The organism is Thiemannella venezuelensis (genome assembly GCF_014203605.1).
In the GTDB taxonomy this organism is placed as follows: Bacteria; Actinomycetota; Actinomycetes; order Streptosporangiales; family Streptosporangiaceae; genus Planomonospora_A; species Planomonospora_A venezuelensis.
In genome coordinates this window covers 123,037-144,670 of record NZ_JACHJJ010000004.1, presented here as the reverse complement: position 1 = coordinate 144,670, position 21,634 = coordinate 123,037, and the positions used below count along the sequence as shown (strand labels likewise).

At 72.0% G+C, this 21,634-nt stretch carries 24 protein-coding genes and 1 pseudogene; 12 read left to right on the top strand and 13 right to left on the bottom strand.

What is annotated here, in order from left to right; translation table 11 throughout:
• Nucleotides 1-15: 15 nt before the first annotated feature.
• The 4 genes from FHS22_RS08345 to FHS22_RS08330 are packed head-to-tail and all read left to right on the top strand — an operon-like array spanning nucleotide 16 to nucleotide 2,519.
• Nucleotides 16-369, top strand: coding sequence for a SchA/CurD-like domain-containing protein (locus FHS22_RS08345; RefSeq protein ID WP_184939880.1), 354 nt, complete (start codon nucleotides 16-18; stop codon nucleotides 367-369).
• Nucleotides 366-1,226, top strand: a complete 861-nt coding sequence (locus tag FHS22_RS08340; RefSeq protein ID WP_184939879.1) for an SDR family oxidoreductase — start codon at nucleotides 366-368, stop codon at nucleotides 1,224-1,226. Before FHS22_RS08345 ends, FHS22_RS08340 begins: the two co-directional genes overlap by 4 nt.
• Nucleotides 1,223-2,173, top strand: coding sequence for an amidohydrolase family protein (locus FHS22_RS08335; protein ID WP_184939877.1), 951 nt, complete (start codon nucleotides 1,223-1,225; stop codon nucleotides 2,171-2,173). The genes FHS22_RS08340 and FHS22_RS08335 overlap by 4 nt, the downstream gene beginning before the upstream one ends.
• A 13-nt stretch (nucleotides 2,174-2,186) precedes the next feature.
• Nucleotides 2,187-2,519 carry an antibiotic biosynthesis monooxygenase family protein gene (locus FHS22_RS08330; RefSeq protein WP_184939875.1) on the top strand — a complete coding sequence of 111 codons (333 nt, stop codon included), beginning with the start codon at nucleotides 2,187-2,189 and terminating at the stop codon, nucleotides 2,517-2,519.
• A 151-nt stretch (nucleotides 2,520-2,670) separates the two neighbouring features.
• Here FHS22_RS08330 and FHS22_RS08325 read toward each other — a convergent pair whose 3' ends face one another.
• Nucleotides 2,671-3,327: a response regulator gene (locus FHS22_RS08325; protein ID WP_184939874.1), complete on the bottom strand. Its 657-nt coding sequence runs from the start codon at nucleotides 3,325-3,327 to the stop codon at nucleotides 2,671-2,673.
• Entirely contained in the window at nucleotides 3,306-4,058 is a 753-nt protein-coding gene (locus tag FHS22_RS08320) for a sensor histidine kinase (RefSeq protein WP_184939872.1), read from the bottom strand. Before FHS22_RS08320 ends, FHS22_RS08325 begins: the two co-directional genes overlap by 22 nt.
• Nucleotides 4,059-4,754: 696 nt before the next feature.
• On the opposite strand from FHS22_RS08320, the gene FHS22_RS08315 reads away from it, so the two are divergent.
• Nucleotides 4,755-6,902 (top strand): MMPL family transporter, encoded by a 2,148-nt coding sequence (locus tag FHS22_RS08315; RefSeq protein ID WP_184939871.1) that lies wholly within the window; start codon nucleotides 4,755-4,757, stop codon nucleotides 6,900-6,902.
• Between the two features lie 24 nt (nucleotides 6,903-6,926).
• Here the strand turns inward: FHS22_RS08315 and FHS22_RS08310 are convergent, their stop codons facing one another.
• Genes FHS22_RS08310 through FHS22_RS08300 form a run of 3 tightly spaced genes read right to left on the bottom strand, consistent with a single transcriptional unit; the run spans nucleotide 6,927 to nucleotide 9,975 of the window.
• The gene (locus FHS22_RS08310; protein WP_184939869.1) at nucleotides 6,927-7,766 is read right to left on the bottom strand and encodes a carbohydrate ABC transporter permease; all 840 of its coding nucleotides are present in this window, start codon (nucleotides 7,764-7,766) and stop codon (nucleotides 6,927-6,929) included.
• On the bottom strand, nucleotides 7,763-8,707 hold the full coding sequence (locus FHS22_RS08305) for a carbohydrate ABC transporter permease (RefSeq protein ID WP_184939868.1): 945 nt from the start codon (nucleotides 8,705-8,707) through the stop codon (nucleotides 7,763-7,765). Before FHS22_RS08305 ends, FHS22_RS08310 begins: the two co-directional genes overlap by 4 nt.
• Nucleotides 8,704-9,975, bottom strand: a complete 1,272-nt coding sequence (locus tag FHS22_RS08300; RefSeq protein ID WP_184939866.1) for an extracellular solute-binding protein — start codon at nucleotides 9,973-9,975, stop codon at nucleotides 8,704-8,706. The genes FHS22_RS08305 and FHS22_RS08300 overlap by 4 nt, the downstream gene beginning before the upstream one ends.
• 157 nt (nucleotides 9,976-10,132) lie before the next feature.
• On the opposite strand from FHS22_RS08300, the gene FHS22_RS08295 reads away from it, so the two are divergent.
• A complete protein-coding gene (locus tag FHS22_RS08295; protein WP_184939864.1) occupies nucleotides 10,133-10,816 on the top strand; it encodes a helix-turn-helix transcriptional regulator in 684 nt (227 codons plus the stop codon).
• Between the two features lie 152 nt (nucleotides 10,817-10,968).
• Here the strand turns inward: FHS22_RS08295 and FHS22_RS08290 are convergent, their stop codons facing one another.
• Nucleotides 10,969-11,472, bottom strand: coding sequence for a DoxX family protein (locus FHS22_RS08290; RefSeq protein ID WP_184939862.1), 504 nt, complete (start codon nucleotides 11,470-11,472; stop codon nucleotides 10,969-10,971).
• Between the two features lie 39 nt (nucleotides 11,473-11,511).
• Entirely contained in the window at nucleotides 11,512-12,225 is a 714-nt protein-coding gene (locus tag FHS22_RS08285; protein WP_184939861.1) for a lytic polysaccharide monooxygenase, read from the bottom strand.
• A 209-nt stretch (nucleotides 12,226-12,434) separates the two neighbouring features.
• Here FHS22_RS08285 and FHS22_RS08280 point away from each other — a divergent pair, with 209 nt between their 5' ends.
• The 3 genes from FHS22_RS08280 (at nucleotide 12,435) to FHS22_RS08270 (ending at nucleotide 14,493) form a co-directional block, all read left to right on the top strand.
• Nucleotides 12,435-13,412 (top strand): pirin family protein, encoded by a 978-nt coding sequence (locus tag FHS22_RS08280; RefSeq protein ID WP_184939859.1) that lies wholly within the window; start codon nucleotides 12,435-12,437, stop codon nucleotides 13,410-13,412.
• A gap of 89 nt (nucleotides 13,413-13,501) precedes the next feature.
• On the top strand, nucleotides 13,502-14,008 hold the full coding sequence (locus tag FHS22_RS08275; protein WP_184939858.1) for a DinB family protein: 507 nt from the start codon (nucleotides 13,502-13,504) through the stop codon (nucleotides 14,006-14,008).
• Between the two features lie 122 nt (nucleotides 14,009-14,130).
• Nucleotides 14,131-14,493, top strand: coding sequence for a VOC family protein (locus tag FHS22_RS08270; protein ID WP_184939856.1), 363 nt, complete (start codon nucleotides 14,131-14,133; stop codon nucleotides 14,491-14,493).
• A 5-nt stretch (nucleotides 14,494-14,498) separates the two neighbouring features.
• On the opposite strand, the gene FHS22_RS08265 is transcribed toward FHS22_RS08270, so the two are convergent.
• Nucleotides 14,499-15,125: a hypothetical protein gene (locus FHS22_RS08265; protein ID WP_184939855.1), complete on the bottom strand. Its 627-nt coding sequence runs from the start codon at nucleotides 15,123-15,125 to the stop codon at nucleotides 14,499-14,501.
• Between the two features lie 77 nt (nucleotides 15,126-15,202).
• The gene (locus tag FHS22_RS08260; RefSeq protein ID WP_184939854.1) at nucleotides 15,203-15,445 is read right to left on the bottom strand and encodes an MmcQ/YjbR family DNA-binding protein; all 243 of its coding nucleotides are present in this window, start codon (nucleotides 15,443-15,445) and stop codon (nucleotides 15,203-15,205) included.
• A gap of 201 nt (nucleotides 15,446-15,646) precedes the next feature.
• Here FHS22_RS08260 and FHS22_RS08255 point away from each other — a divergent pair, with 201 nt between their 5' ends.
• Both FHS22_RS08255 and FHS22_RS08250 read left to right on the top strand, forming a co-directional pair.
• Nucleotides 15,647-16,027, top strand: coding sequence for a hypothetical protein (locus tag FHS22_RS08255; protein ID WP_184939852.1), 381 nt, complete (start codon nucleotides 15,647-15,649; stop codon nucleotides 16,025-16,027).
• Nucleotides 16,028-16,155: 128 nt separating this feature from the next.
• Complete coding sequence (locus FHS22_RS08250; protein WP_184939850.1) at nucleotides 16,156-18,015, top strand: N-6 DNA methylase; 1,860 nt, start codon at nucleotides 16,156-16,158, stop codon at nucleotides 18,013-18,015.
• A gap of 23 nt (nucleotides 18,016-18,038) precedes the next feature.
• Here the strand turns inward: FHS22_RS08250 and FHS22_RS08245 are convergent, their stop codons facing one another.
• The 4 genes and pseudogenes from FHS22_RS08245 to FHS22_RS08230 form a co-directional block, all read right to left on the bottom strand.
• Nucleotides 18,039-19,619, bottom strand: a complete 1,581-nt coding sequence (locus FHS22_RS08245; RefSeq protein WP_184939849.1) for a GGDEF domain-containing protein — start codon at nucleotides 19,617-19,619, stop codon at nucleotides 18,039-18,041.
• Nucleotides 19,620-19,702: 83 nt separating this feature from the next.
• Entirely contained in the window at nucleotides 19,703-20,218 is a 516-nt protein-coding gene (locus tag FHS22_RS08240) for a 2'-5' RNA ligase family protein (RefSeq protein WP_221473388.1), read from the bottom strand.
• 201 nt (nucleotides 20,219-20,419) lie between these two features.
• The gene (locus FHS22_RS08235; RefSeq protein ID WP_184940272.1) at nucleotides 20,420-20,746 is read right to left on the bottom strand and encodes a ferredoxin reductase domain-containing protein; all 327 of its coding nucleotides are present in this window, start codon (nucleotides 20,744-20,746) and stop codon (nucleotides 20,420-20,422) included.
• Nucleotides 20,728-21,036: pseudogene (locus FHS22_RS08230) on the bottom strand (Rrf2 family transcriptional regulator); the annotation flags it as partial. The gene FHS22_RS08235 and the pseudogene FHS22_RS08230, both read right to left, overlap by 19 nt.
• A gap of 184 nt (nucleotides 21,037-21,220) precedes the next feature.
• Between FHS22_RS08230 and FHS22_RS08225 the strand changes: the two are divergent.
• The gene (locus FHS22_RS08225) at nucleotides 21,221-21,613 is read left to right on the top strand and encodes an SRPBCC family protein (protein WP_184939847.1); all 393 of its coding nucleotides are present in this window, start codon (nucleotides 21,221-21,223) and stop codon (nucleotides 21,611-21,613) included.
• The last annotated feature ends 21 nt before the right edge of the window (nucleotides 21,614-21,634 follow it).

Sequence of the window (21,634 nt, the reverse complement as noted above, 5' to 3'; positions counted from 1 at the left end):
AGAGGAAGGACCACGATGCAGCGCTACGCGATCATGTTCCGGATCAAGCCGGGAAGCGAGGAGAAGGTGAAGACCCTCCTGTCCGGTTACGCCCCGCCGGAGTGGGTCACCCCCGACGGCACCCGCCTGCTGAGCACCTCGGTGTTCCTGAAGGACGGCCTGCTCGTCCGCCTGATCGAGATCGACGGGAACCTGCCGAGCCTGATGGCGCACCTCGCGACCCAGCCGAGCGTCCAGCAGCTCGAACGGGAGCTCGACGAGCACATCGTGGAGGAGGACCGGCGCGACACCGGCACCCCCGACGGCGCACGCGCCTTCTTCCGGCGGGCGATGATGGAGCACGTCACCACCCGAGTGGCCACGTCATGACCGGCCCGGTCGCGAACGGGCCGGGATCCGGATCCGGATCCGGCAGGGCGTTCCTGATCACCGGTGCCACCGGGCATCTCGCGGAGGCCTCGATCAGGCTCCTGTCCGAGCGCGGTGACAGGCTGCTCCTGACCGCGCGCAACGCCGAGCGGCTGGAGGAGCTGGAGAAGTCGTACGGCGCGCCGGGCCGGGTGGAGGTCCTGCGGACCGACGTGAGCGAGCCGGAGGGCGCCCAGGACGCCGCCGCCGAGGCGGTGCGGCGGCTGGGCCGGCTGGACGGCCTCGTCCACCTGGTCGGCGCCTTCCACGCCGGACCGGTGGCGATGACCGGCCTCGACCGGTACGACGAGCTGATGCGGGCCAACTTCCGGTCGGCGGTGACCGCCACCCAGGCGGTCCTGCCCCACCTCGGCGAGGGGGGGCGGCTGGTCTACTTCAGCAGCCCGCTGGCCGACGAGCCGCTGCCGGCCCTGTCGGCCTACGCCGCCTCGAAGGCCGCGCTGATGGCCTGGATGCGGTCGATGTCCCACGAGGTGAAGCGACGCGGCATCCACGCCAACGCCATCGTGATGACGATCGCGGACACCGAGCAGATGCGCAGTTCCCGGCCGCACATCGACTTCGACCAGACGGTCACTCCCGAGCTGGTCGCCCGCGTCGTGGGTTTCCTGACCGACTCCGCCTCCGACGGCCTCTACGGGAGCTGCGTCCCGGTCCTGGGCAGGTTCGGGTTCACCTCGGCGCTGGCGGGACCTCCCCCCGGCGGGCCGGGCGGTCCGGGCCGCCCCGGAGGTCCGGGCGGGCCGGGCGGGCCAGGAGGCCCCGGGGGTCCGGGCGGGCCGGGAAGCGGGAGGTGAGCGTGTTCGTCGACGTCCACGGCCACCTCGCCGCTCCGGGCGGCGAAGGCTTCGGTCCGCCGAGCCTGTTCGACGCCGAGGGGTCGATCGCCGCGAAGCAGGCGCTCGGCATCGATCTGACGATCATCGGCAGCCCTTGCGGGGCCGGATCCATGCGGCCGGGGTCCGGCGCCGCCAACTACGCGCAGTCGGCCGACCAGGTGCGCGCCTACAACGAGGCCATCGGCGACCTCGTCGGCCGCTTTCCCGGCGCCCTGCGGGCGTACGCCTATCTGGACCCGTTCGGCGGCGACGCGATGCTGTCCCAGGCGGCGGAGCTCGTCAAGGACTGGCGGTTCGTCGGCCTCATCGTCAACACCAGCGTCAACGGCGAGTATCTGGACTCCGCGGCCGCCGGGGACTTCTTCGCCATGGCCGCCGAGACCGGCGTCCCGGTGCTGCTCCACCCCCCGGCCGAGCCGGTGGGCACCTCCAGCGTCCGGCATCCCGGCCTGGTGGAGCATGTGGCCCGGCCCGGCGACGTGACCATGGGGGTCGCCGCGCTGATCTGCGCGGGGTGGCTGGAACGCCATCCCGGGCTGCGTCTCATCGCGGCGGCGGGAGGCGGCGGGCTGGCCGGCCTCCTGGAGAAGCTCGACCTGGCCGTGGCTCCGCGCCCCGGTGCGGAGCCCTCGCGGCTCGCCTCCCGCCCGAGCGAGTCCCTGCGACGGATCTTCGTGGAGACGTCCGTCCCCAGCAGGGTGCAGCTCAGGGCGAACCTCGAGGTGTTCGGGGCCGGGAACATCCTGTTCGGCACCGACGCGCCCCCGCTCATGAACTCCGTGAGCCGCATCCTCGACGCCGTCCGGAGTGAGGTGACGGACGAGGAGGAGCTCCGGGGCATCAGCAGGGGCAACGCCTCGCGCCTGTTCGCGCTCACCGAAGAGCTTGTCGGGGACGGTGTCTGAGATGGTGTCCGAGATGTCCGAAAGATCACACGGTAGGGCCAGGATCGTGTTCCTGGTCAAGGTTCCCGTCGAACGGCGGGACGACTTCCTCGCGGCCTACGAGCAGATCCGGTTCCTCGTCGCGGAGGGCGTGCCCGGCCACCTGGTGGACCAGGTGTGCCGGTCGGCCACGGACCCGGAGCAGTGGCTGATCACCAGCGAGTGGTCCGACCTGGAGTCCTTCCTCGCCTGGGAGGCCACCTCCGAGCACAGGGACCTGGTCAAGCCGTTGCGGGACTGCATCACCGAGGCCAGGTCGCTGCGCTTCCTCATCGAGGCGGAGACGGCCGGCCGGGTGCCGGCCTGACCGGCGAGGAGGCGGGAGCCGGACGCCGGCCTCGCGGTGACCGGCGAGGGCGCCCCCACGCCCTCGCCGGTCCGCGTCTCCGGCCCCCGGCGGCCGGACGAGCGGCTGCGCCGTGTTCCCGGGATCCGGGCGGGGCCGCGTGACGGGGCGGCTAGACCAGGCCGTTCTCGTAGGCGTAGATGACGACCTGAACCCTGTTGCGCACACCCAGCTTCTGGTACAGGTGCTGCACGTGGGACTTCACCGTGCTCTCACCCAGCACGAGCATCTTGGCCATGTCGTCGTTGCCGTATCCCCGGACCAGCAATTTGAAGACGTCGAGCTCGCGATCGGTCAGGTTCGCCAGCTCCGGGGCCGTGGCCGTGGAGAGGACCGGCCTGCGGGCGAACTCGGCGATGAGCCTGCGGGTCACCGAAGGCGACAGGAGCGCCTCACCCGTGGCGACCTCGCGCACCGCCTCGATCAGCTTCTCGGTGGGGGCGTCCTTCAGGATGAAGCCGCTCGCCCCCACTCTGAGCGCCTCGAAGACATGCTCGTCCTGGTCGTACATGGTCAGGATGATCACTTTGGTCGCGTCGTTCTGCTGGAGCTCGTAGATCTCCCTGGTGGCCTCCAGCCCGTCCATGCGCGGCATGTGGATGTCCATCAGCACGATGTCGGGATTCAGCCTCCGGACACCGCGCACCGCCTCGACGCCGTTCACCGCTTCACCCGCGATGATGATGTCCGGTACCGCATCGAAGGTCGCCTTCAGCCCGCTGCGGACCAGTGGCTGGTCATCGGCGATCAGGATGCGTATTTCGCGCATTCAACCTCCATCTCGTTCGGTCGTTGCCCCGGCTCCGGAACGGGGAAGCACGCGCGCAGGAGGAATCCTCCCTGCGCGGTGTGCCCGCCCTCGAAGGAGCCGCCGTGCACGGCGACCCGCTCGCGCAGGCCGATCAGGCCGTACCCCTTCGGGCTCCGCAGGCCGCCCACGCCGCACCCCGCCGGTACGGCGCCGCTCGCCACACTGACGGCGAGTTCGTCGCCGAAGGAGAGCACCACCCGGACGGGCTTGCCGGCACCGTGCTTGATCGCGTTGGTGATGCCCTCCTGGACGATGCGCAGGACGGTGTTGCGCAGCTCGGGCGGGATGTGGTGCTCATGCCCCACGTTCTCCAGGGTGAAGGCGAGCTCCCCGCCCGGCAGCCGGGCTCCCAGCTCGGTGATGGCCTGGGAGAGCGGCCGCGCGGCCCGCCGGGCGTCTCCGGGATCGCTGTCGCGGAGCGTTCCGATCAGCTCCCGGACGTCGCGCATCGTCACCCTGGCCATGTCGTCGATCGCCCCCGCGATCGGACTCGTCTGCCTGGCCATCCCCGGAAGCCGGCGAGCGTGCATCGCGATGACGAGCAGTCCGTGCCCGACGATGTCGTGCAGCTCCCGGGCGATACGGCGCCGCTCCCCGCGGACGGCCGTGACGGCGTCGTGACGCGCCTGCCGGATTCTTCGCACGGAGAAGAGCAGTGCGGTGAGAACGCCGAGGAAGAACCCGGACAACGCACAGAGTCCCCCCTCAAATAACATTACCGACCCCCTCCGGCGCCGCAGATCCTGCGACCGTGGAGGCGGCGGACTTCAGGGACGCGACCGGGCTCCCGCCCAATAGAAAGCGGTCCTCAAAACTAGCCCCCCGTTTTGAACTCATGACAGATGACACTAATCTGTTCCCCACACATTCTCAAGGGATCCCTAAGCCGACTCCCAGTTCTCGGCGTCACATCTCGCAATGCCGCAGTCACTTAACGCGAAATGCCGTGGCGGCCCGGCGGGAGGCGTCTAAATGAAACAATATTCGGTTCTGCCGCGGCATACCCGAGCGACCAGCGGAGACAGGCGACCCCCGGGGCCTCGGAACCCGAGCGACCCGCTCGATCCCGTCTGGCCTGCGAAAATTTCCACCCGACCGCCCCGCTCGAAGCCGGCGGATACTACACTCCCACTGCGCCCGAGATGCTCGGCGATCCCTTAGAAAGCCCTGTGGAATCATCGCCCCTCCGGGGTTCGACAAAGGTTGGAAGCGCCTCGGAAAACGTTCCGCAATCAAGTTAATGATTCAATGATCCACGGCGGGACGAACTGTCCGCGTCCGTTCACGACTGTGTCCCGATTCCATTCTGAATTGTGAAGGAGATGCACAGGGCTCTCTCAGGGAGATCTCACCGCGGCAGAAGGCCGGGACGGTCTACTGACCGCATGCAGAGATTCTCTGAGTTCGTGCTGCGGCACAAGCTGCTGGTGACCCTGATATGGCTGGCCCTGTCGGCGGCCGGAGTGGTGGCGATCACCCGGATGGAAGGGCGCCTCTCCGAGGGGTTCTCCCAGCCCGGGCAGGCCGCCTTCGAGACGAACCAGGCGATCGCGCGGACCTACGGCAGCGAAGCGGGCAACGAGCCGCTCATCCCGGTGATCACACTCCCCGAGGGGCGGACCGTGGACAGCCCCGGCACCAGGGAGGTGCTGGGCAAGGCCTTCGCGTCGGTGGCGGAGACGACAGGAGCCCGGGTCGTCTCCTACGCCGACACCGGTGACCCCCGCTTCGTCGGCCGCGACGGCCGTACCACCTTCGCCTTGGTCTTCACCCCGGACGTCGCCGAGGAGTTCCGCGGCGCGGACCAGAGCGGTCCCGTCGCCGCGGCGCTCGGATCCGCGCTGCCCGACGGCACCGCGGTGCAGGTCACAGGCATGGACCCGCTGGAGGAGAGCGGTGACGGCGGAGGCGGCGGAGGCGGGATCAGCCTGCTGGCCGAGACCCTGATCGGCGGCGTGGGCGCACTGGCGGTCCTCGCCTTCGTCTTCGGGTCGTTCCTCGCGCTCGTGCCGCTCCTCATCGCCGCGGTCTCGATCCTGGCGTGCTTCCTGTCCATCTACGGGCTGGCGGGGGTCACCCCGGTCAGCGACATCGTGCAGTACATCGTCGCGATGCTCGGGCTGGGGGTGGCCATCGACTACTCGCTTCTGCTGGTCACCCGGTGGAGGGAGGAGCAGTCGAGCGGCCACCGCGGGGACGAGGCGGTCCGGCGGGCGATGGCGACCGCCGGACGCGCGGTGATCTTCAGTGGGGTCACCGTCGCGATCGGGCTGTTCGCCATGGTGCTGCTGCCCGTGCCGTTCCTGCGCAGCGTCGGTTACGGCGGCCTGCTGATCCCCGTGGTCAGCATGCTGGCGGTGATCACGCTGCTGCCCGTGATCCTGGCCACGATGGGCCGGCGGCTGGACTGGCCGAGACTGCGCAAGGACTCCTCGGCCAGCCCCGGCTGGACGGCCTGGGCCCGGCGCGTCGTGCGGTACCGCTGGCCGGCCGCCGTGGCGTCGTGCGCCGTGCTGCTGGCACTCGCCGGGACCGCCCTGGGCCTCCGGCTGGGTGAGGCCGACAGCGGATCGCTGGCCAAGTCGGGGCCCGCCTACGAGGCTCTGACCACCCTCAAGAGCCAGGGCGTCTCCTCGGGCGTGCTGACCCCGATCGACGTCCTGGTGTCCGGCGACCCGGCGCCGGTCGCCGCCCGCCTCGCGGCCGTTCCCGGAGTCCGCACGGCCGCCGCCCCCGACTCTCCGGCGTGGCGCAAGGAGGGCACGGCGCTGATCACGGTCGTCCCCGCCGCCGAAGGCAGCTCCCGGGAGGGCCAGGAGACGGTCGAGCGGGTCCGCGCCGCCGTACCGGAGAGCGCCCGGGTCGGCGGCCCCACCGCGGAGAACATGGACTTCGTCCAGGCGGTCTACGGGTCGTTCCCGCTGATGCTCCTGCTCATCTCCGTGGTGACGTTCCTGCTGCTCGCCAGAGGATTCCGGTCCCTGCTGCTCCCGCTGAAGGCCATCCTCCTCAACCTGCTGTCGCTCGCCGCCGTCATCGGCGCGATGGTGCTCGTCTGGCAGTACGGCTACGGCTCCAAGCTGATCTGGAACATCGAGCCGACCGGCGCCATCGTCGACTTCGTCCCGGTGATGGTCTTCGCGTTCCTCTACGGCCTGTCGATGGACTACGAGGTGTTCATCCTCGCCAGGATGCGGGAGGAGTACGACCGCACCGGCTCGACCCACTCGGCGATCGTCGAGGGCATCGGCCGTACCGGGCGGCTGGTGACCAGCGCGGCGCTCATCCTGTTCCTGGCGTTCGCCTCGCTGGCGGCGGCCCCCGCCGTCGAGCTCAAGATATTCGCGACGGGGCTGGGCCTGGGCGTCCTGCTGGACGCCACGGTGATCCGCGCCCTCCTGGTCCCGGCCCTGGTCTCCCTCATGGGGAGGTGGAACTGGTGGCTGCCCGTGTGGGCGGCCCGCCTGCTCCGGGTGCCGCCCTCCGCGGCGGAGTCCTCCCGCCCCGACCCCGTTCCCGTCACCGTCCCCTGAACCGGCGGTGGCGGCGGAGGGCGCTCAGTCCTTCACCGCACCGCCCAGCCCGGCGACCAGCCGGCGCTGCACGGCGATGAAGAAGACCAGGACGGGGACGGTCATCAGCGTCGACGCGGCCATGATCCCGCCCCAGTCGTTCTCGTCGGGTTTGAAGAAGACGAGCAGCGCCGCGGGCAGGGTCTGGTTGTGGGTGGCCGAGATGATGAAGGTCCTGGCGAAGATGAAGTCGTTCCAGGCGGTGATGAAGGAGAACACGCCGGTCGCGACGAGGCCGGGGGCGACCAGCGGGAAGATGATCCGCCACAGGATGACCGCCCGGCTCGCTCCGTCGATCATCGCCGCCTCCTCGATCGCCTCCGGCACCGCGGCGACGAAGCCCCGCATCATCCAGATCGCGAACGGCAGCGAGAAGGCCAGGTGGACCAGGACGAGCGAGCCCAGGGTGTTGAGCCCCACGCCGGGCACCACTCCGCCCAGATCCCGGACCAGGAAGAACAGCGGGATGGTGAGCGCCTCGACCGGGACCATCTGCGCCACCAGAAACATGATCAGCACGCTCGTGCGGAACCTGAACCGGAACCGGGTCACCGCGAAGGCCGCCAGGAACGCCACCACCGCGGAGAGCACGACGACCGAGAGCGCGACGGCCGCGCTGTTGAGGAAGTACCGGCCGAAGTTCTCGGCGCCGAGCACCCGCCGGAAGTGCTCCAGCGTGGGCGCCAGGGTCCACGGGCGGGCCTGGAGCGACTGGATCTCACCGGCCGGTTTCACCGCGGAGAGAACCATCCAGTAGATCGGGAAGAGCGTCACGGCGGCGGCGGCCACCGCCACCGCGTTCGCCGCGAGCCGGGACCTGTTCAAAGACTCTCCCCCCTGCGGTGCAGCGCGCGGATGTAGAGCAGGGTGACCGCGAGCAGGATCAGCGTCATGACCATGCCGATCGCCGAGCCGAGGCCGTACTCGGAGGATCCGAAGGCGGTCTGGTAGGCGTACACGTTGAGCACCGAGTTCTGCCCCGCGATGCCTCCGCCGTTGGTCATCACGTAGATCTGGGTGAATATCTTGAAGTCCCAGATGATCGACTGGATGACCACGATCGTGATCAGCGGCCGCAGGATCGGCACGAGGACCTTCCAGAACGACTGCCACGCCGAGGCCCCGTCCAGCGCGGCGGCCTCGATGACCGAGGCGGGGACCGCCTGGATCCCGGCGTACAGCGTCACCATGACGAAGGGGAAGGAGTGCCAGACCACGGTGGCGCCGACCACCCCGAACGCGACCCACCGGTCGTAGAACCAGTTGAAGCCCTCGATGCCCAGCACCTGGTTGACCAGGCCGAGGTCGGCGTCGAACAGGAACATCCAGACGGTGGAGCCGGTCATCGCGGGAGCCGCCCATGCCGCCATCGCCGCCAGGGAGAGCAGCAGGCGCGGCACCCGACCCGCCCTGGACAGCACCACGGCCAGCGTCGCTCCGACGGCCAGCGTGGCGACCACGAGCGCCGCCGCGAAGGCCACGGTCTGCCCGAGGACCGACCAGAAACGCTGGTCGCCCAGGAGGGTCGCGTAGTTGCCGAATCCGACGAAGGTCGTCGGTTCCCCACCGCTGACCTGGGCCTGCCGATAGTCGAACACCGAGAGCAGGCCCAGCATGTAGATCGGGTAGCCGAGCAGCGGGAGCAGTACCGCCGCCGCGGGCAGCAGGTAGAGCCAGGGCCGCAGCCCGTCCCTCCGGCGGGGGCGGGGCCCCGCCCGGCGGGCCCGGGCCTGCGGGCCCGCCGGGGTGGTGGCGAGCGTGGTCATGACCGGCCGAAGGCGGCGTTCACCGCCGCGGCGGCCTCGGTGGTGGCCTGCTCCACCGTGGCCTGCCCGGTCGCGACCTTCTGCAGCATGGTCGGGATGACCTTCTGATTGTCGATCTTCACCCAGGCCGGGTCGACGGGCACGAAGCGGGTGCCGGCGGCGACCGTGTCGAGGAACGGTTTGAGGAAGGGGTCCTTGGCCGCCAGTTCCTGCCTGGCCGAGGTCAGCGTGGGCAGGTTGCCCATCGCCTCGTACATCTTGACCTGGTAGGTCTTGCCCGCGAGCAGCTGGACGAACTGTACGGCCAGTGTGCGGTGCCCGCTGCTGCGCATCACGCCGAGGTTGTTGCCGCCGGCGAACGCGGGGGCGGGCGTGCCCGCCGTGGACCCCGGGAGCGGCACCACGGCGTACTTGCCCGCGGCGGGTCCCGCGTCCACGGCGGACCGGCTGAAGTTGCCCAGGATGCCCATGGCGGCCTTGCCGCTCGCGAACAGCTCGACGGTCTTGCCGCCGGTCAGCGCGGCGCACGCCTGCGGCGGGCAGACGTCGTCGCTCAGCAGGTCGGTGTAGGCCTTGACGCCCTTGCGGGACTCGGGGCCGTCGAGCTTCTCGATGTCGCCGCCCGCGTCCCAGACGAAGGGCAGCGCGCCGAAGGTGTACTCGCCGCCGACCGCGATGCCGTACAGGTCGGGCTTCTTCTCGCGTACGGCGCGGGCGGTGGTGGCCAGTTCCTCCAGGGTGGCGGGCGGCTCCAGGCCGAGCTCGGCGAAGACGTCGGTCCGGTAGTAGAGCGCGCGGACGCCGATGTACCACGGCACGCCGTACAGCTTGCCGCCCGCGGTGGCCGACTTCAGCAGGTCGGCGCCGATCTCCTTGCCCTCGGCCCAGGCCCCGACGTCGGCGCCGAGGTCGGCGAACCCGCCCGCGGCGGCGTACTCGGCGAGGTCGGTGTTGCCGTACTCGGCGACGTCGGGCGCGCTGGCGGGATCGTTGAACGCGCCCTTGAACTTCTCGTGCCGGGCCGGGGAGGTCGGGATGTAGGAGACCTCGACCTTCACGTCCGGATGGGCGGCGGTGAACTCCTTGACCGCCTCGGCGACGACCTTCTCCTTGGGAGCGCGGTTCGGCTCGTCGAAGAGCCACACCCGCACGGTCCCGGTCCTGTCGTCCCCGCCGGCCGACGACGGCGCGGTGGACGGTGCGCAGGCGGCGAGGGTCAGCAGGGCCAGCCCGGCGGCATACGACTTCAGGATCTTTACGCGTTTCATGGTGTTCGTTCCTTCTCGTACGGCTGGCTCAGTCTGGGCAGTCCGTTGACAACTCGTCAATATGCTTAACAGAATTTCTATAAAGAAGATGGCCGGGGGCGACGGTCCGCGGCGGACCTGAGAAGCTGTCACCAGCGCCGGTTCGAGAAGGAGTCCCATGTCCACCCCTCCCTCGCCCGAGACCTCGGTGGCCCGAGATCTCGCCGATCTCGAACCGATCCTGCGGCCGATCATGAAGGCCGTCGCGGCCGCGGTCGGCCCGCACTGCGAAGTCGTCCTGCACGACCTCTCGGGCGACGGCATGGAGCACACCATCGCCGCGATCGAGAACGGGCACGTGACCGGGCGTGCCGTCGGCGGGCCCTCGACCAACCTGGGCCTGGAGATGCGCCGGAAGGAGGCCGAGGACCACGACGAGTACGGCTACCGCGGACGCACCGGTGACGGCCGCGAACTCCGCTCGTCCTCGGTCTACCTGCGCGACCCCGACGGCCGGGTCATCGCCGCCCTGTGCGTCAACGTCGACATGACCCCGCTGCAGGTCGCCCGGGCCAGCCTCGACGAGGTGCTCAAGAGCGCCGGGGCCGCCCCCGACCGCGACGAGATCTTCGCCGGCGACATCAACGAGGTCCTGGACAACCTGATCGAGACCGCCATCGCCAACACCGGCAAAGCCGTGGCCCTCATGGACCGGGAGCACAAGATCGAGGTCCTCCGGTTCCTCGACCAGAAGGGCGCGTTCTTCGTCAAACGCGCCGTCGACCGGGTGGCCCGGCGGCTCGGGGTCTCCCGCGTCACCGCCTACAACTACCTCGACCAGATCCGGGCCGGGACCGGCTGACCGCCGGCCGGGGAGGGGCAGGCGGACGGCCGCGCCGGGAGAAGGAGCGCCGCACGGGAAAGGGCGCCCGAGTCCCGCCGGTCGCTCACGCGCCGGTCGGGCCCGGACGCCCTGCCTACTCCTCCTTCACTGCGGCGCCTTCCCGCAGCGGGTCAGGCGCCGGAGCCGTACTCGCGCGCCTGCGGATCACCGCCGGCGGTCGCGCCGAGCCGCCTCTCCGATAACGCCGGCGGTTGCGGCGGGGCCGCCGACGGGCCCGGGAGTCCGCGGTACCGGGCCAGGAGCGCGTCCAGCGCCCAGGGGCCGCCGCCGACCACGGCCACCAGCAGGAAGGACCAGGAGAAGAGCGCCGCGGGCTCGCCTCCGTTGACGAGCGGGAACAGTCCCTTCGGCTGGTGCACGACGAAGTAGGCGTAGGCCATCGTTCCTGAGCAGAGCAGGGCGGCGGCGCGGGTCGCCAGGCCGAGCAGCACGAGGCCGCCGCCGGTCAGCTCGATCGCCGCCGCCCACCATCCCGGCCAGGCGCCGAACTCCGGTGTCCGCCCGCCGTGCGGGCCGCCGAGGACGCCGAACAGGCTCGCCGCTCCGTGGCAGGCGAACAGCAGCCCGACCACTGCCCTGAACAGCGACAGCACTGCGCCGTGGATGTGATCCATCGGTCTCCTTTCGAGAAGACGAGCGCCGCTACCGGCCGGTCAGAGCCGCTGCCACAGCGCGGGGACGTTCGGCGGCTCCCAGCCGGCGTAGGCGGTGTGCGCCTGGCGGCACCGGTAGGTCGCGCCGCCGTAGGTGACCTGGGCGCCGGCCGCGTACGCGGTGCCGGCGGACCAGGTCCCCGAGGGAGTCGTCGGGTCCGGAGTCGGGGTGGGCGTCGGCGTCGGGTCCGGGTCCGGGTTGCCGCCGCCGATCTGCAGGTCGATGCAGGAGTAGAAGGCCATGGCGGTGTCGGCGATGTTCCAGATGGCCAGGACCTTCTGCCGCCCGCTGTAGCCGGACAGGTTCACGTTGTGCGTCACCGTCGCACCCGGCTGGCGGCCCTGGTCGTTGAAGACCGCGATCCGGGTGCCGCCGATGTAGTACTCCCAGGTGCTGGTGGCGTGGCGCGCGGTCAGCACCCAGTTGAAGTTCACGCTGGTGCCGACGGAGGTCGCGGGCCAGTTCTTGCTCTCGTCGCTGAGCTGGGCGAACCGGCCGACGCCGCCGTGGCAGTTGCGCTGGCCCTTGGGGCCTTCCACGCTCTGCGGCTCGTAGATGATGGGACCGCAGTTGGAGACCTTGCCCTGGGCGCACATCGCCTGGCGGCTCGGCGGCGACGACACGTAGCCGTGCGCCAGAGCCGGGGAGGCCGTGAGGACGGTGGCTCCGGCGGCTATCAGCGCCATCACCACAATCATGATCGTTTTTCGCATGGAGCACTCCTCTGCTGGGGGGTTGCTTGAAATGTAAAAGAAAGTTTCCTAACAGTAAATGCCCGCGTAACTGTTTTTTTCTGGACCGTGTCAGACAGGAGCGCGTGTTTCCCGGCGCGTGCCGAGCGGGAAAACCTGCCGTCCCGGCCGTACGGCCCCGGCCCCGCCGCCTCCGGAGATGAGCCGGCGGGAGCCCGTAGGGTCGGCTCATGAGCGACTCAGAGCGAGAGCCCGGCCAGGCCGTGTACGGCTGCGCGGTCGCGGTCGAGACCGAGCCGGAGAGCGTCCTCCTGCCCGGTCACGACGTGCCGCTGGGCCGGTACACCACGGTCCGGCGGCTGCTGCCGCAGCGCAGGCGCCGGATGGTCGGCGCCTGGTGCTTCGTGGACCACTTCGGTCCGGACGACGTCGGCGGGCGGCCCGGCATGCAGGTGCCGCCGCACCCGCACACCGGCCTGCAGACCGTCACCTGGCTGGCCGACGGCGAGATCATGCACCGCGACAGCCTCGGCAGCGCGCAGGCGATCACCCCCGGACAGCTCAACCTGATGACCTCGGGCCGCGGCATCGCGCACTCCGAGCAGTCCCCGCCGGACCACCCCCCGGGCATGCACGGGCTGCAGCTGTGGGTGGCGCTGCCGGAGGAGGCCCGCCACGGCGAACCGCGGTTCGAGCACCACGCCGAACTGCCGGTGCTGCGCACGGGCGAGGCGACCGTCACCGTCGTCGCGGGAGCGCTCGGGCCGGCCCGCTCCCCCGCACGCGTGCACACCCCGCTGGTCGGCGCCGAGATCCTGTTCGCCGGACCCGGCGGCTGCGTGATCCCGGCCGATCCCGGCTTCGAGAACGCCGTCCTGGTCATGTCCGGCGCCGCGGAGGTCGCCGGCACGCCGCTGTCCCCCGGTTCACTGCTCTACCTCGGGCGGGGCCGGTCCGAGATCCCCGTCGGAGCGGCGGGCCCGGCCCGGCTGTTCGTGTTCGGCGGCGAGCCGTTCGACGAACCCCTCGTGATGTGGTGGAACTTCGTCGGCCGCTCGCACGAGGAGATCGTGCGGGCGCGCGACGACTGGGCGGCGGGCCGGCGCTTCGGCACGGTGGGCGGCTGCGACGCCGGTCCGCTGCCCGCCCCGGAGATGCCGACCGTCCGCCTGAAGGCACGCGACCGGCACGGCCGTACGACCGGCTGACCGCCGCCGCGGCGCCTCCGCCCGATGATCGGAAAATGTCGGTGGCCGGTCATAGGCTGGGCCGGCCGACGACATCGAAGGGCGGACCCATGACCACGCATGAGAAGACCACGACCGGCGAGCGCGCCGACCTGCTCCAGACGCTGGACAAGCACCGCGGCTTCCTGCGCCAGACGGTCCGGGGCCTGACCGACGGGCAGGCGGCGCTGCGCCCCACCGCCAGCGAGCTCTGCCTGGGCGGCCTGATCAAGCACGTGGCCGGGGTGGAGGAGAGGTGGATGCGGTTCGCGGTCGGCGGCGCCGAGGCGATGGAGCGCGAGCAGATCGACTGGGAGGGCCAGTTCCGCATGCTCGACGGCGAGACGCTGGACGGCCTGCTCGACGACTACGAGCGGGTGGCGCGCGAGACCGCGAAGCTGGTGGAGACGCTGGACATGGACGCCTCCCACCCGCTCCCTGAGGCGCCGTGGTTCGAGCCGGGCGCGCGCTGGTCGGTCCGCCGGGTCCTGCTGCACGTCATCGCCGAGACCTCCCAGCACGCCGGGCACGCCGACATCATCCGCGAGTCCATCGACGGCGCGAGGACCATGGGCTGACGCCGCGGTCGGCGGGCCGCCCGGGGGCGCGGCCCGCCGCGTCCGGCGGGCGGTCCGGCGCACGCGGACCGAAGCGGCACAAATCCCTTGTCGGGGGAGACCGGCGGCCGCACGCTGGGATCATGCATCTGACCCATCTGGGCCTGCCCGTGCGCGACGCCCGGCGCAGCCTCCGGTTCTACGAGACCTACTTCGGGTTCGACCCCGCGACCGCGCAGCGGTACGAGGACGGCACCGTCATCGTCCGCAACGCCGACGGCTTCGACCTGGCGCTGCACGGCGGCCAGGAGGTGGGCCCGCTCCCCGCCTTCCTGCACTTCGGCTTCCGGCTCGGCGAGCCCGGCGAGGTGCGCGCCCTGCTCGACCGCGTGCGCGCCGACGGGATCGCGGTCGCCGAGCACCACGACGGGCCCTCCTACGTGGCGTTCAAGTGCGCCGACCCCGACGGCCACCGGGTGGAGGTCTACTGGGAGCCCCCGGCCTGAGGTGCTCACCCGCCGGACCCCTTGGGCCGCATCGTCCGGCGCCGCCGTTCGCCCAGCACGCTGAGCACGACCGTCATCAGCGTGATCCAGCCCCAGGCGACCCGGGCGAGCGTTTCCGCGAGGCCGAGATCCTCCGACGGTTCCAGCGGTTCGAGCACTCCCAGGGGGTCCGTGAGCACCTCGACCCGCGCGCCGATCTCCAGCCCGTCCCGGTGGCTCTCGAACTCCTCCGCGACCAGCCGCCCGTCGCCGGTGCGCAGGACGTACTCGTAGTGGTCGTATTTCCGCCTCGAACCCTCGACCCACTCCCGCTCCGCCACGACCGCGCTCACCGGCTCGCCGTACGCGCGCATGTAGTACTCGCCCGGAAGACCGGCCGTCAGCGCCAGGACGAGGAAGAACGGCCACATCCCCCAGACCGCCCAGGGCACGTCCTCGGAGATCCCGACCAGCTGCACGATGGAGACCCCGAGCAGGACGGCGAGGGCGAGCAGCCCCGGCAGCCACCACCATCCTCCGGCCGCGTACGCCACGCCCAGGACCGGCCAGGAGACGGCGACCGCCGCCAGCAACCGCGCGCCCCTGCCGATGGTCCGCCACCAGCCCGCCCGAAACAACGCCTCTTCGACCACGCCTCGAATCGTGACGAACCAGAACACGGTCCGGCGTCACCCGCGCGGATGACATGTCCGCGCAGAGCGGTCCCCCGTCAGGCGTCCTCGTCGAAGGACGCCACGAGCCGCTTGGGCGCGCTCATCCGCCAGGCCTCCGTGACCAGCTCGCGCAGCTCGTCCGCGGCCGGCTCCGCCGTCCGCACCAGCATGTACGGGTACTTCTCGTGGTGCGGGGTGACGAGGAAGACGTCGGGCCGCTCCCCGGCGAGCGCCTCACGCTCCTCCGGGGAGACCTTGACCACCGTGAGACCGGGCTCCTCGTGCAGGCGCAGGAACATCCCGCCGCGCCCCTCCGCCCCGGCCTCGTCCGCACGGGGGAGGCCGGATCATCCGTACGGCTGGCGTGACCAGGCAGGACGGCCGGATACCGTGTCACGGCGGCGAGCGGAACCCGCCCGCCGCCCCGCCCTGCGTCCCGGAGCCCTGTGCCCCGTCAGAGCGCGCGGCGAGGAGCTGACGGGCACGGAAAGGTGATATCGGTGGGACGCAGGTCGTGGATCGGAATCGCACTGCTGGTGCTGGGCCTGGTGGTGGGGGCGGTGAGCAGCGTCCCGTTCTCCCGGGCGAGTGAGACGGGTGCGCGGATCGAGGGCCACCTCGCCAAGGCCGAGCAGGCGGCCCGCGACGCCGACGCCGTCAAGGAGAGCGACCCGGCCCGGTACGACGAACTGACCCAGGAGGCCCGGAGGTGGGCCGGGTTCGCCGAGACGGGCCAGGAGGAGCAGTCCACCCAGCAGACGGGCGCGTGGGCCATGGCCGGCGGGGCCTTCGTCCTCGTCGCCGCGGGCGCGCTGGTCTTCGCGACCTCCCGCCGCAGGCCCGCCTCCCAGGCGGATCCGCACAAACTCCAGTACCGGTAGGACCGCTCCGCCGTACGGCACCGCCCTCCGCACAACGTGAATTTGATACACGATCCGAGCCTTCGGGCGACGTACGATCAGGATACGGTGTGTCCACGTGCTGGGACGGGCAGAAAGGCGGGCTCACGGTGTCAGCGGACGAGGCGACCGTCACCGCGGCCGACATCGCGCGGATGGCGGGGGTCGGCCGGGCGGCCGTGAGCAACTGGCGGCGGCGGCACGAGGACTTCCCCGAGCCCGTCGGCGGGACCGCGACCAGCCCGGCCTTCTCCCTCAAGGCCGTCGAGACGTGGCTGCTGAGCCAGGGCAAGGTCGAGGAGCTCCCCCTGCGGGAGCGCGCCTGGCAGCAGATCCGGACCGCCGCCGACGACCTGCGTCTCGGCGAGGTGGTCGCCGAGGCGACCGAGCTCCTGCACGGCCGGGACAGGCCGGAGGTGGTCCCGGCCGCCGCGTGGGAGCTCGTCAGGCGGTACGCCCGGGAGCGCGGGACCGCGGAGGCCACCCGTTTCCTGCTCGACCGCTACGCCGACGTGCACTCCCGGCGGCTGTCCGAGACCCCGGACGAGGTCGCGGAGTTCATGGCGCGGCTGGCCGGGCCGGGCGTGCGGTCGGTCCTCGACCCCGCCTGCGGCCTGGGCGTCCTGCTCGCCGCGGCGGCTCGGACGGCCGGGGCGGAGCAGGTCCTCGGGCAGGAGCACGACGGCTCCCTCGCCCGCCTGGCCCGGTCCCGGCTGGCGCTGACCGGCGCGGAGGGCGAGGTCAGGACGGGAGACTCGCTGCGGCGCGACGCCTGGCCGGGCCTGGCGGCCGACGCCGTCGTGTGCCATCCGCCCTTCAACGAGCGCCACTGGGGATACGACGAGCTCACCGGCGACCTGCGCTGGGAGTACGGCCTGCCGCCCAAGACCGAGTCCGAGCTCGCCTGGGTCCAGCACGCCCTCGCCCACCTGAAGCCGGGCGGCGTCGCGGTGCTGCTGATGCCCGCGATCGCGGCCAACCGCCGTTCCGGCCGCCGCATCCGCAGCAACCTGCTCCGGCGCGGCGCGCTCCAGGCCGTCATCGGCCTGCCCCCGAAGATGGCCTCCGGCACCGGGCTCCCGGTGCACGTGTGGGTGCTGCGCAGACCCGCCGCCGGGAACCGCACCCCGTCGCGGGTGCTGCTGGCCGAGGCCGAGCCGGCGACCTTCGACGCGGTCGCCGAGCAGTGGCGGGCCTTCCTGGCCGATCCGGAGGCGGAGCCCGGCCGGCCCGGCGAGAGCCGTACGGTCCCGATCATCGAGCTGGTCGACGAGGACGTCGACATCACCCCCGCCCGCCATCTGAGGACGGGCGAGCAGGTCACGGCGGCCGGATACCTCTCCGCCCGCGAGCACCTCCTCCGGCGGCTCGGACGGCTCCCCTCCCTGGTCCCCGAGGCCGCCCCGGGAACCGGCCGGGAGCTGCCGATGGTCGCGCTCTCGGAACTGGAGCGGATCGGAGCGCTCACGGTCCGGCAGGCCGGGCGCTACGAGATCGACCACTCGGGCGAGCCGGTGATGACCGACCGCCACGTGCTGGACGGGGCCGCCCCGGAGGCGCGTACCGGCCCTGAGGGCCGGATCCGGCTCGAACCGGGCGACGTGGTCGTGGCCACCCGCGGAAGCGTCCTGGCGACCGCGGTGGTCGAGGAACCCGGCCTGCTCCTCGGTCCCCGGCTCACCCTGCTGAGGCCCGACCCCGGCCGGCTCGACCCGTTCTTCCTCGCCGGGTTCGTCCGGACGCTCTCTCCTCCGGCGGCGCTCGGCACCCAGTCGGGCTCGACCCGTTTCGACCCGCGCCGGGCCCAGGTACCGCGGATCCTCCCGGCGGAGCAGGCACGGTACGGCACCGCCTTCCGGAAGATCTTCGTATTCGAGGCCGAGCTCCGGGAGATCGCCCTCAACGCCGGTCTGACCGCCGAGGCGATCGCCCGCGGCCTGTCCACGGGGGCCCTCGACCCGCTGCCCTGAGCCGTACGCCCCGCCGGCCGGTCTCAGGCCGTCCGGCGCGCCGCGGCCGGGCGCACGGCCTGCTCGATGCGGTTGCGGCCCAGCCGCTTGGCCTCGTAGAGGGCCTCGTCGGCGGCCTCGAGCAGCTCGGTGCTGCTCTGCGCGCCGGTGAAGGCGGTGACGCCGATGCTGACGGTGACCTGGAGCTCGTGGCCGGCGGTCCGGGTCCGCGCGTCGGCCACCAGCTCCCGCAGCCTCTCCAGGCGGGCCACGGCCGCCTCCGGGGACGCCCCGGGCAGGACGATCACGAACTCCTCCCCGCCCAGCCGGGCCACCAGGTCGTCGTAGCGGACGCCGGTGGCCAGGAGCTGCGCCACCCGGATCAGGACCGCGTCGCCGCAGGCGTGACCGTAGGTGTCGTTGACCTTTTTGAAATGGTCGATGTCGACGACGGCCAGGCTCAGCGGGGTCTCGGCCTCGAGGGAGCGGGTCAGCAGGGCCGGGAGCGTGTCGGTCAGGTGGCGGCGGTTGTACAGGCCGGTCAGCGCGTCCCGCACCACCTGCTCCCGCAGGAGCACGTTGGCCTCCTCGACCTGGCGGCGCAGCCGGTTGGCCTCGGTGATGTCGTGGGCGGTCAGCGCCCAGCCGATGCAGCGGTCCCTGCGGTCGCGCAGCGGGCTGGTCCGCAGGTGCAGGTCGACGACGCCTCCCCCCGCACCGGCCAGGATCCGGTCGGCCACGGAGTCCTCGGTCATGGGCACGTCCGGGCCGAACACCTCGGTGACCGGCGACCCGGAGATCCGGCCCGCCAGGTCGGGGCGGATCCGCCGGACCAGTTCGCGGGCGGCGGCGTTGTGGTCCAGGATCCGGCCGGACCCGTCGACCACGACGACCGCGTCGGCCAGGGTGTCGAACACCTGCTGCCGCGCCACCGGGATCTGCTCCGGCAGGGTCGGGTGGGCCACCATCCGGTACGCGATGATCACCGAGAGGACGAACCCGACCGAGGTCAGGTCCGCGATCTGGTTCTCCAGGGGCAGCCCCACCAGGTTGACCGCCAGCGGCGGCAGCGCGGTGCCGACGGTCCAGGTGTAGATCCGGCGCTGCCCGCGCGGCGCCGCCCGCCGGGCCCGGAGCACGCGGACCAGGCCGGCGAGCACCAGCATGTAGCCGTAGGCGACGTGCACCCAGTACAGCGGTCCGAGCTGCAGGACGAGCTCACCCTGCCAGCCCACCCGCTCGACTCCGGCGAAGAACAGGTGGTGCCACGGGTTGGTGCCGAGCAGGACGAGCACGGTCACGGGCTCGACCGCCAGCAGCGCGGCCGTACGCCGGGAGGGCCGCCAGGTCCGGTCCATCACGGCCGAGGTCAGGCAGAAGAAGCCGATCACGACGGCGGCCTCCGACGGGAACAGGACGCTGCCCCACAGCAGCAGCGGCCCCGGGTCGGTGACCAGCAGGTTGAGCACGTCGGAGACCGCCCACACGACGACGCCCGCGGCGAACAGGGCCAGCGCCCCGAAGACCGGCGCCTGACGCCTCCGCCTCCAGCCCACGGCGGCCACCGCGGCGGCCACCACGGCCGCCAGCCCGAACACCAGAACCAACCCGAACACGACCACCATGTCACCGCCTTTCCGACGCCGTACGCACGAGCCGTCGAAGGACCATCGGCGGCGGACCCGCGGAGCTGAGGAGACCCGCCGTCTCACAGCGGGACGAAGACGCCCCGGGAATGGTCGGCGACGGCCGCGGCGACCACGGTGGCCTCGATGGGCAGCACGTCCATGCAGAGCCGGAGCGCGTCGAGCAGTTTGGGGAACGGCACCCGCATGGACAGCGTGCAGTGCGGTGTCCACCGTCCGGGGCGGTAGACCTCGAAGCCGCCGATCCCGGCCTCGGCGAGCCGCGCGTGCACCGCCGCGTGGTGGGCCAGCAGCTCCGCCGTGGGGACCGGGCCGAGCCAGAGCACCCGTCCCAGGAACTGCCCGGCGAAGTCGAAGCGCAGGTCGAGCGGGACGGCGACCCGCATTCCGCGCAGGGCAGCGGCCACCGCGGGGCCGTCCAGCTCGGGGGCGCCGATCAGCGAGACGTGCGGGCGGTGCCGGCCCTTCAGCAGGTCGCGCATGCTCGGCACGCCCGCCCTCGCCAGCGCGTCCCACAGCGTCCTGATCCGCTTCTCGGCGACCGGGTCGAGATAGAGCTCCAGCGCGGCGACCATCATTCTCCTCGCGAGCGGACGTCCGGGTTCACCCGGCGGGGAACCGCTTCCCTGTCATGCCTCCTGTGCCCGCAACGGCCGGGCCCCGGCCGCCGGTGCCCCCCTTCGCGGGAAGCGGGGACCCGGTCTTCCCGCAGAGCCGTACGGCTCGCACCCGCGGTCCCGAGGTCCCCTCCCGCAGGGACCTTCGCCCCCTCCGTCCGCTCAGGCCGCGCCCAGCCACAGGTCGGGACCGAACACCTCGTAGTGCACGTCGCGCGGGGCGACGCCCGCCGCGATGAGCCGGGCCCGCGCGTCGCGCATGAACGGCAGCGGACCGCACATGTAGACGACCGCGCCCCGGGGGATCTCGATGCCGTCCAGATCCATCCGGCCGGTGCGGGCGCAGCCGCAGCCGCCCTCCTCGTACCAGAAGACCCGCTCGCCGCCGGGCAGCGCGTCGGCGAGGCGCTCCATGTCCTGGCGGAGCTGGTGAACGCCGTCGGGCAGCCGTACCCGCACGCTGACGTACTGGCCGCACGGAGCGGGCACGGCGGGTCGTCCTCGCATCCCACCACGTCCCCGGCGGACTCCAGCTCGCGCACGACGGCGCCGACCGGGGCGCGGTGCCCCGCGGCGGTGAGCCGCATCCCTCCGCCGCGTCCCCGCCGCGCCTCCACCAGCCCGAGCTCGCTGAGGCGCGCCACCGCCTTGGCGGCATGTGTGTACGGCACCGCGAGCATGTCGGCGACCGCACGGGTCGTCAGCAGCTCGTCCTCCCGCGCCACGGCCAGCCGCATCACGATGCGCAGCGAGATGTCGGTGAAGGCGGTCAGGCGCATGCTCACACGGTAGGCGCTCACGGGTCGTGGGCGCTCCGCCGAGACCGGGGACCCGCTCCTCCGGCGGGGAGGCGCCGCGGCTCGGCGGGGGCGCCCGACGGGGCGTGGACGGACGGGGCGTGGATGGACGGGTGCCCGCCGGGTAGGTGCCCAGCTGAGGTTTCCCAATGGAGGAGAGACATCGATGAGCGAATACGAGCGTTCCCGCACGATGACCGCCCCGCCCGAGGTGGTCTTCGACCGGGCCTGCGACCTGGACCGGCTCGACGGCTGGCTCCCGCACGACCTGCACGTGCGGTCGGAGGAGCCGCCCGCGGTGACCGTGCACGAGGACAGCACCGGCAGGGACGAGCGCGGGCTCTTCCGCGCCCAGCGCGACCAGCTCCGGGTGGAGTGGGGCACCCGCGACGACGGCCGCTACGCCGGCTGGCTGCAGGTGGCGGGCATCAGCGACCAGGCGAGCGACGTGACCGTGCACCTGTCCTTCTTCGACGAGGAGCACGCTCCCCCCGCCGACCAGATCGATCACGAGCTCGAGAAGAGCCTGGAGCGACTGGCGGAGATGGTCCGGGCCTGAGCGCCCGGTTCCGCCCCTCCC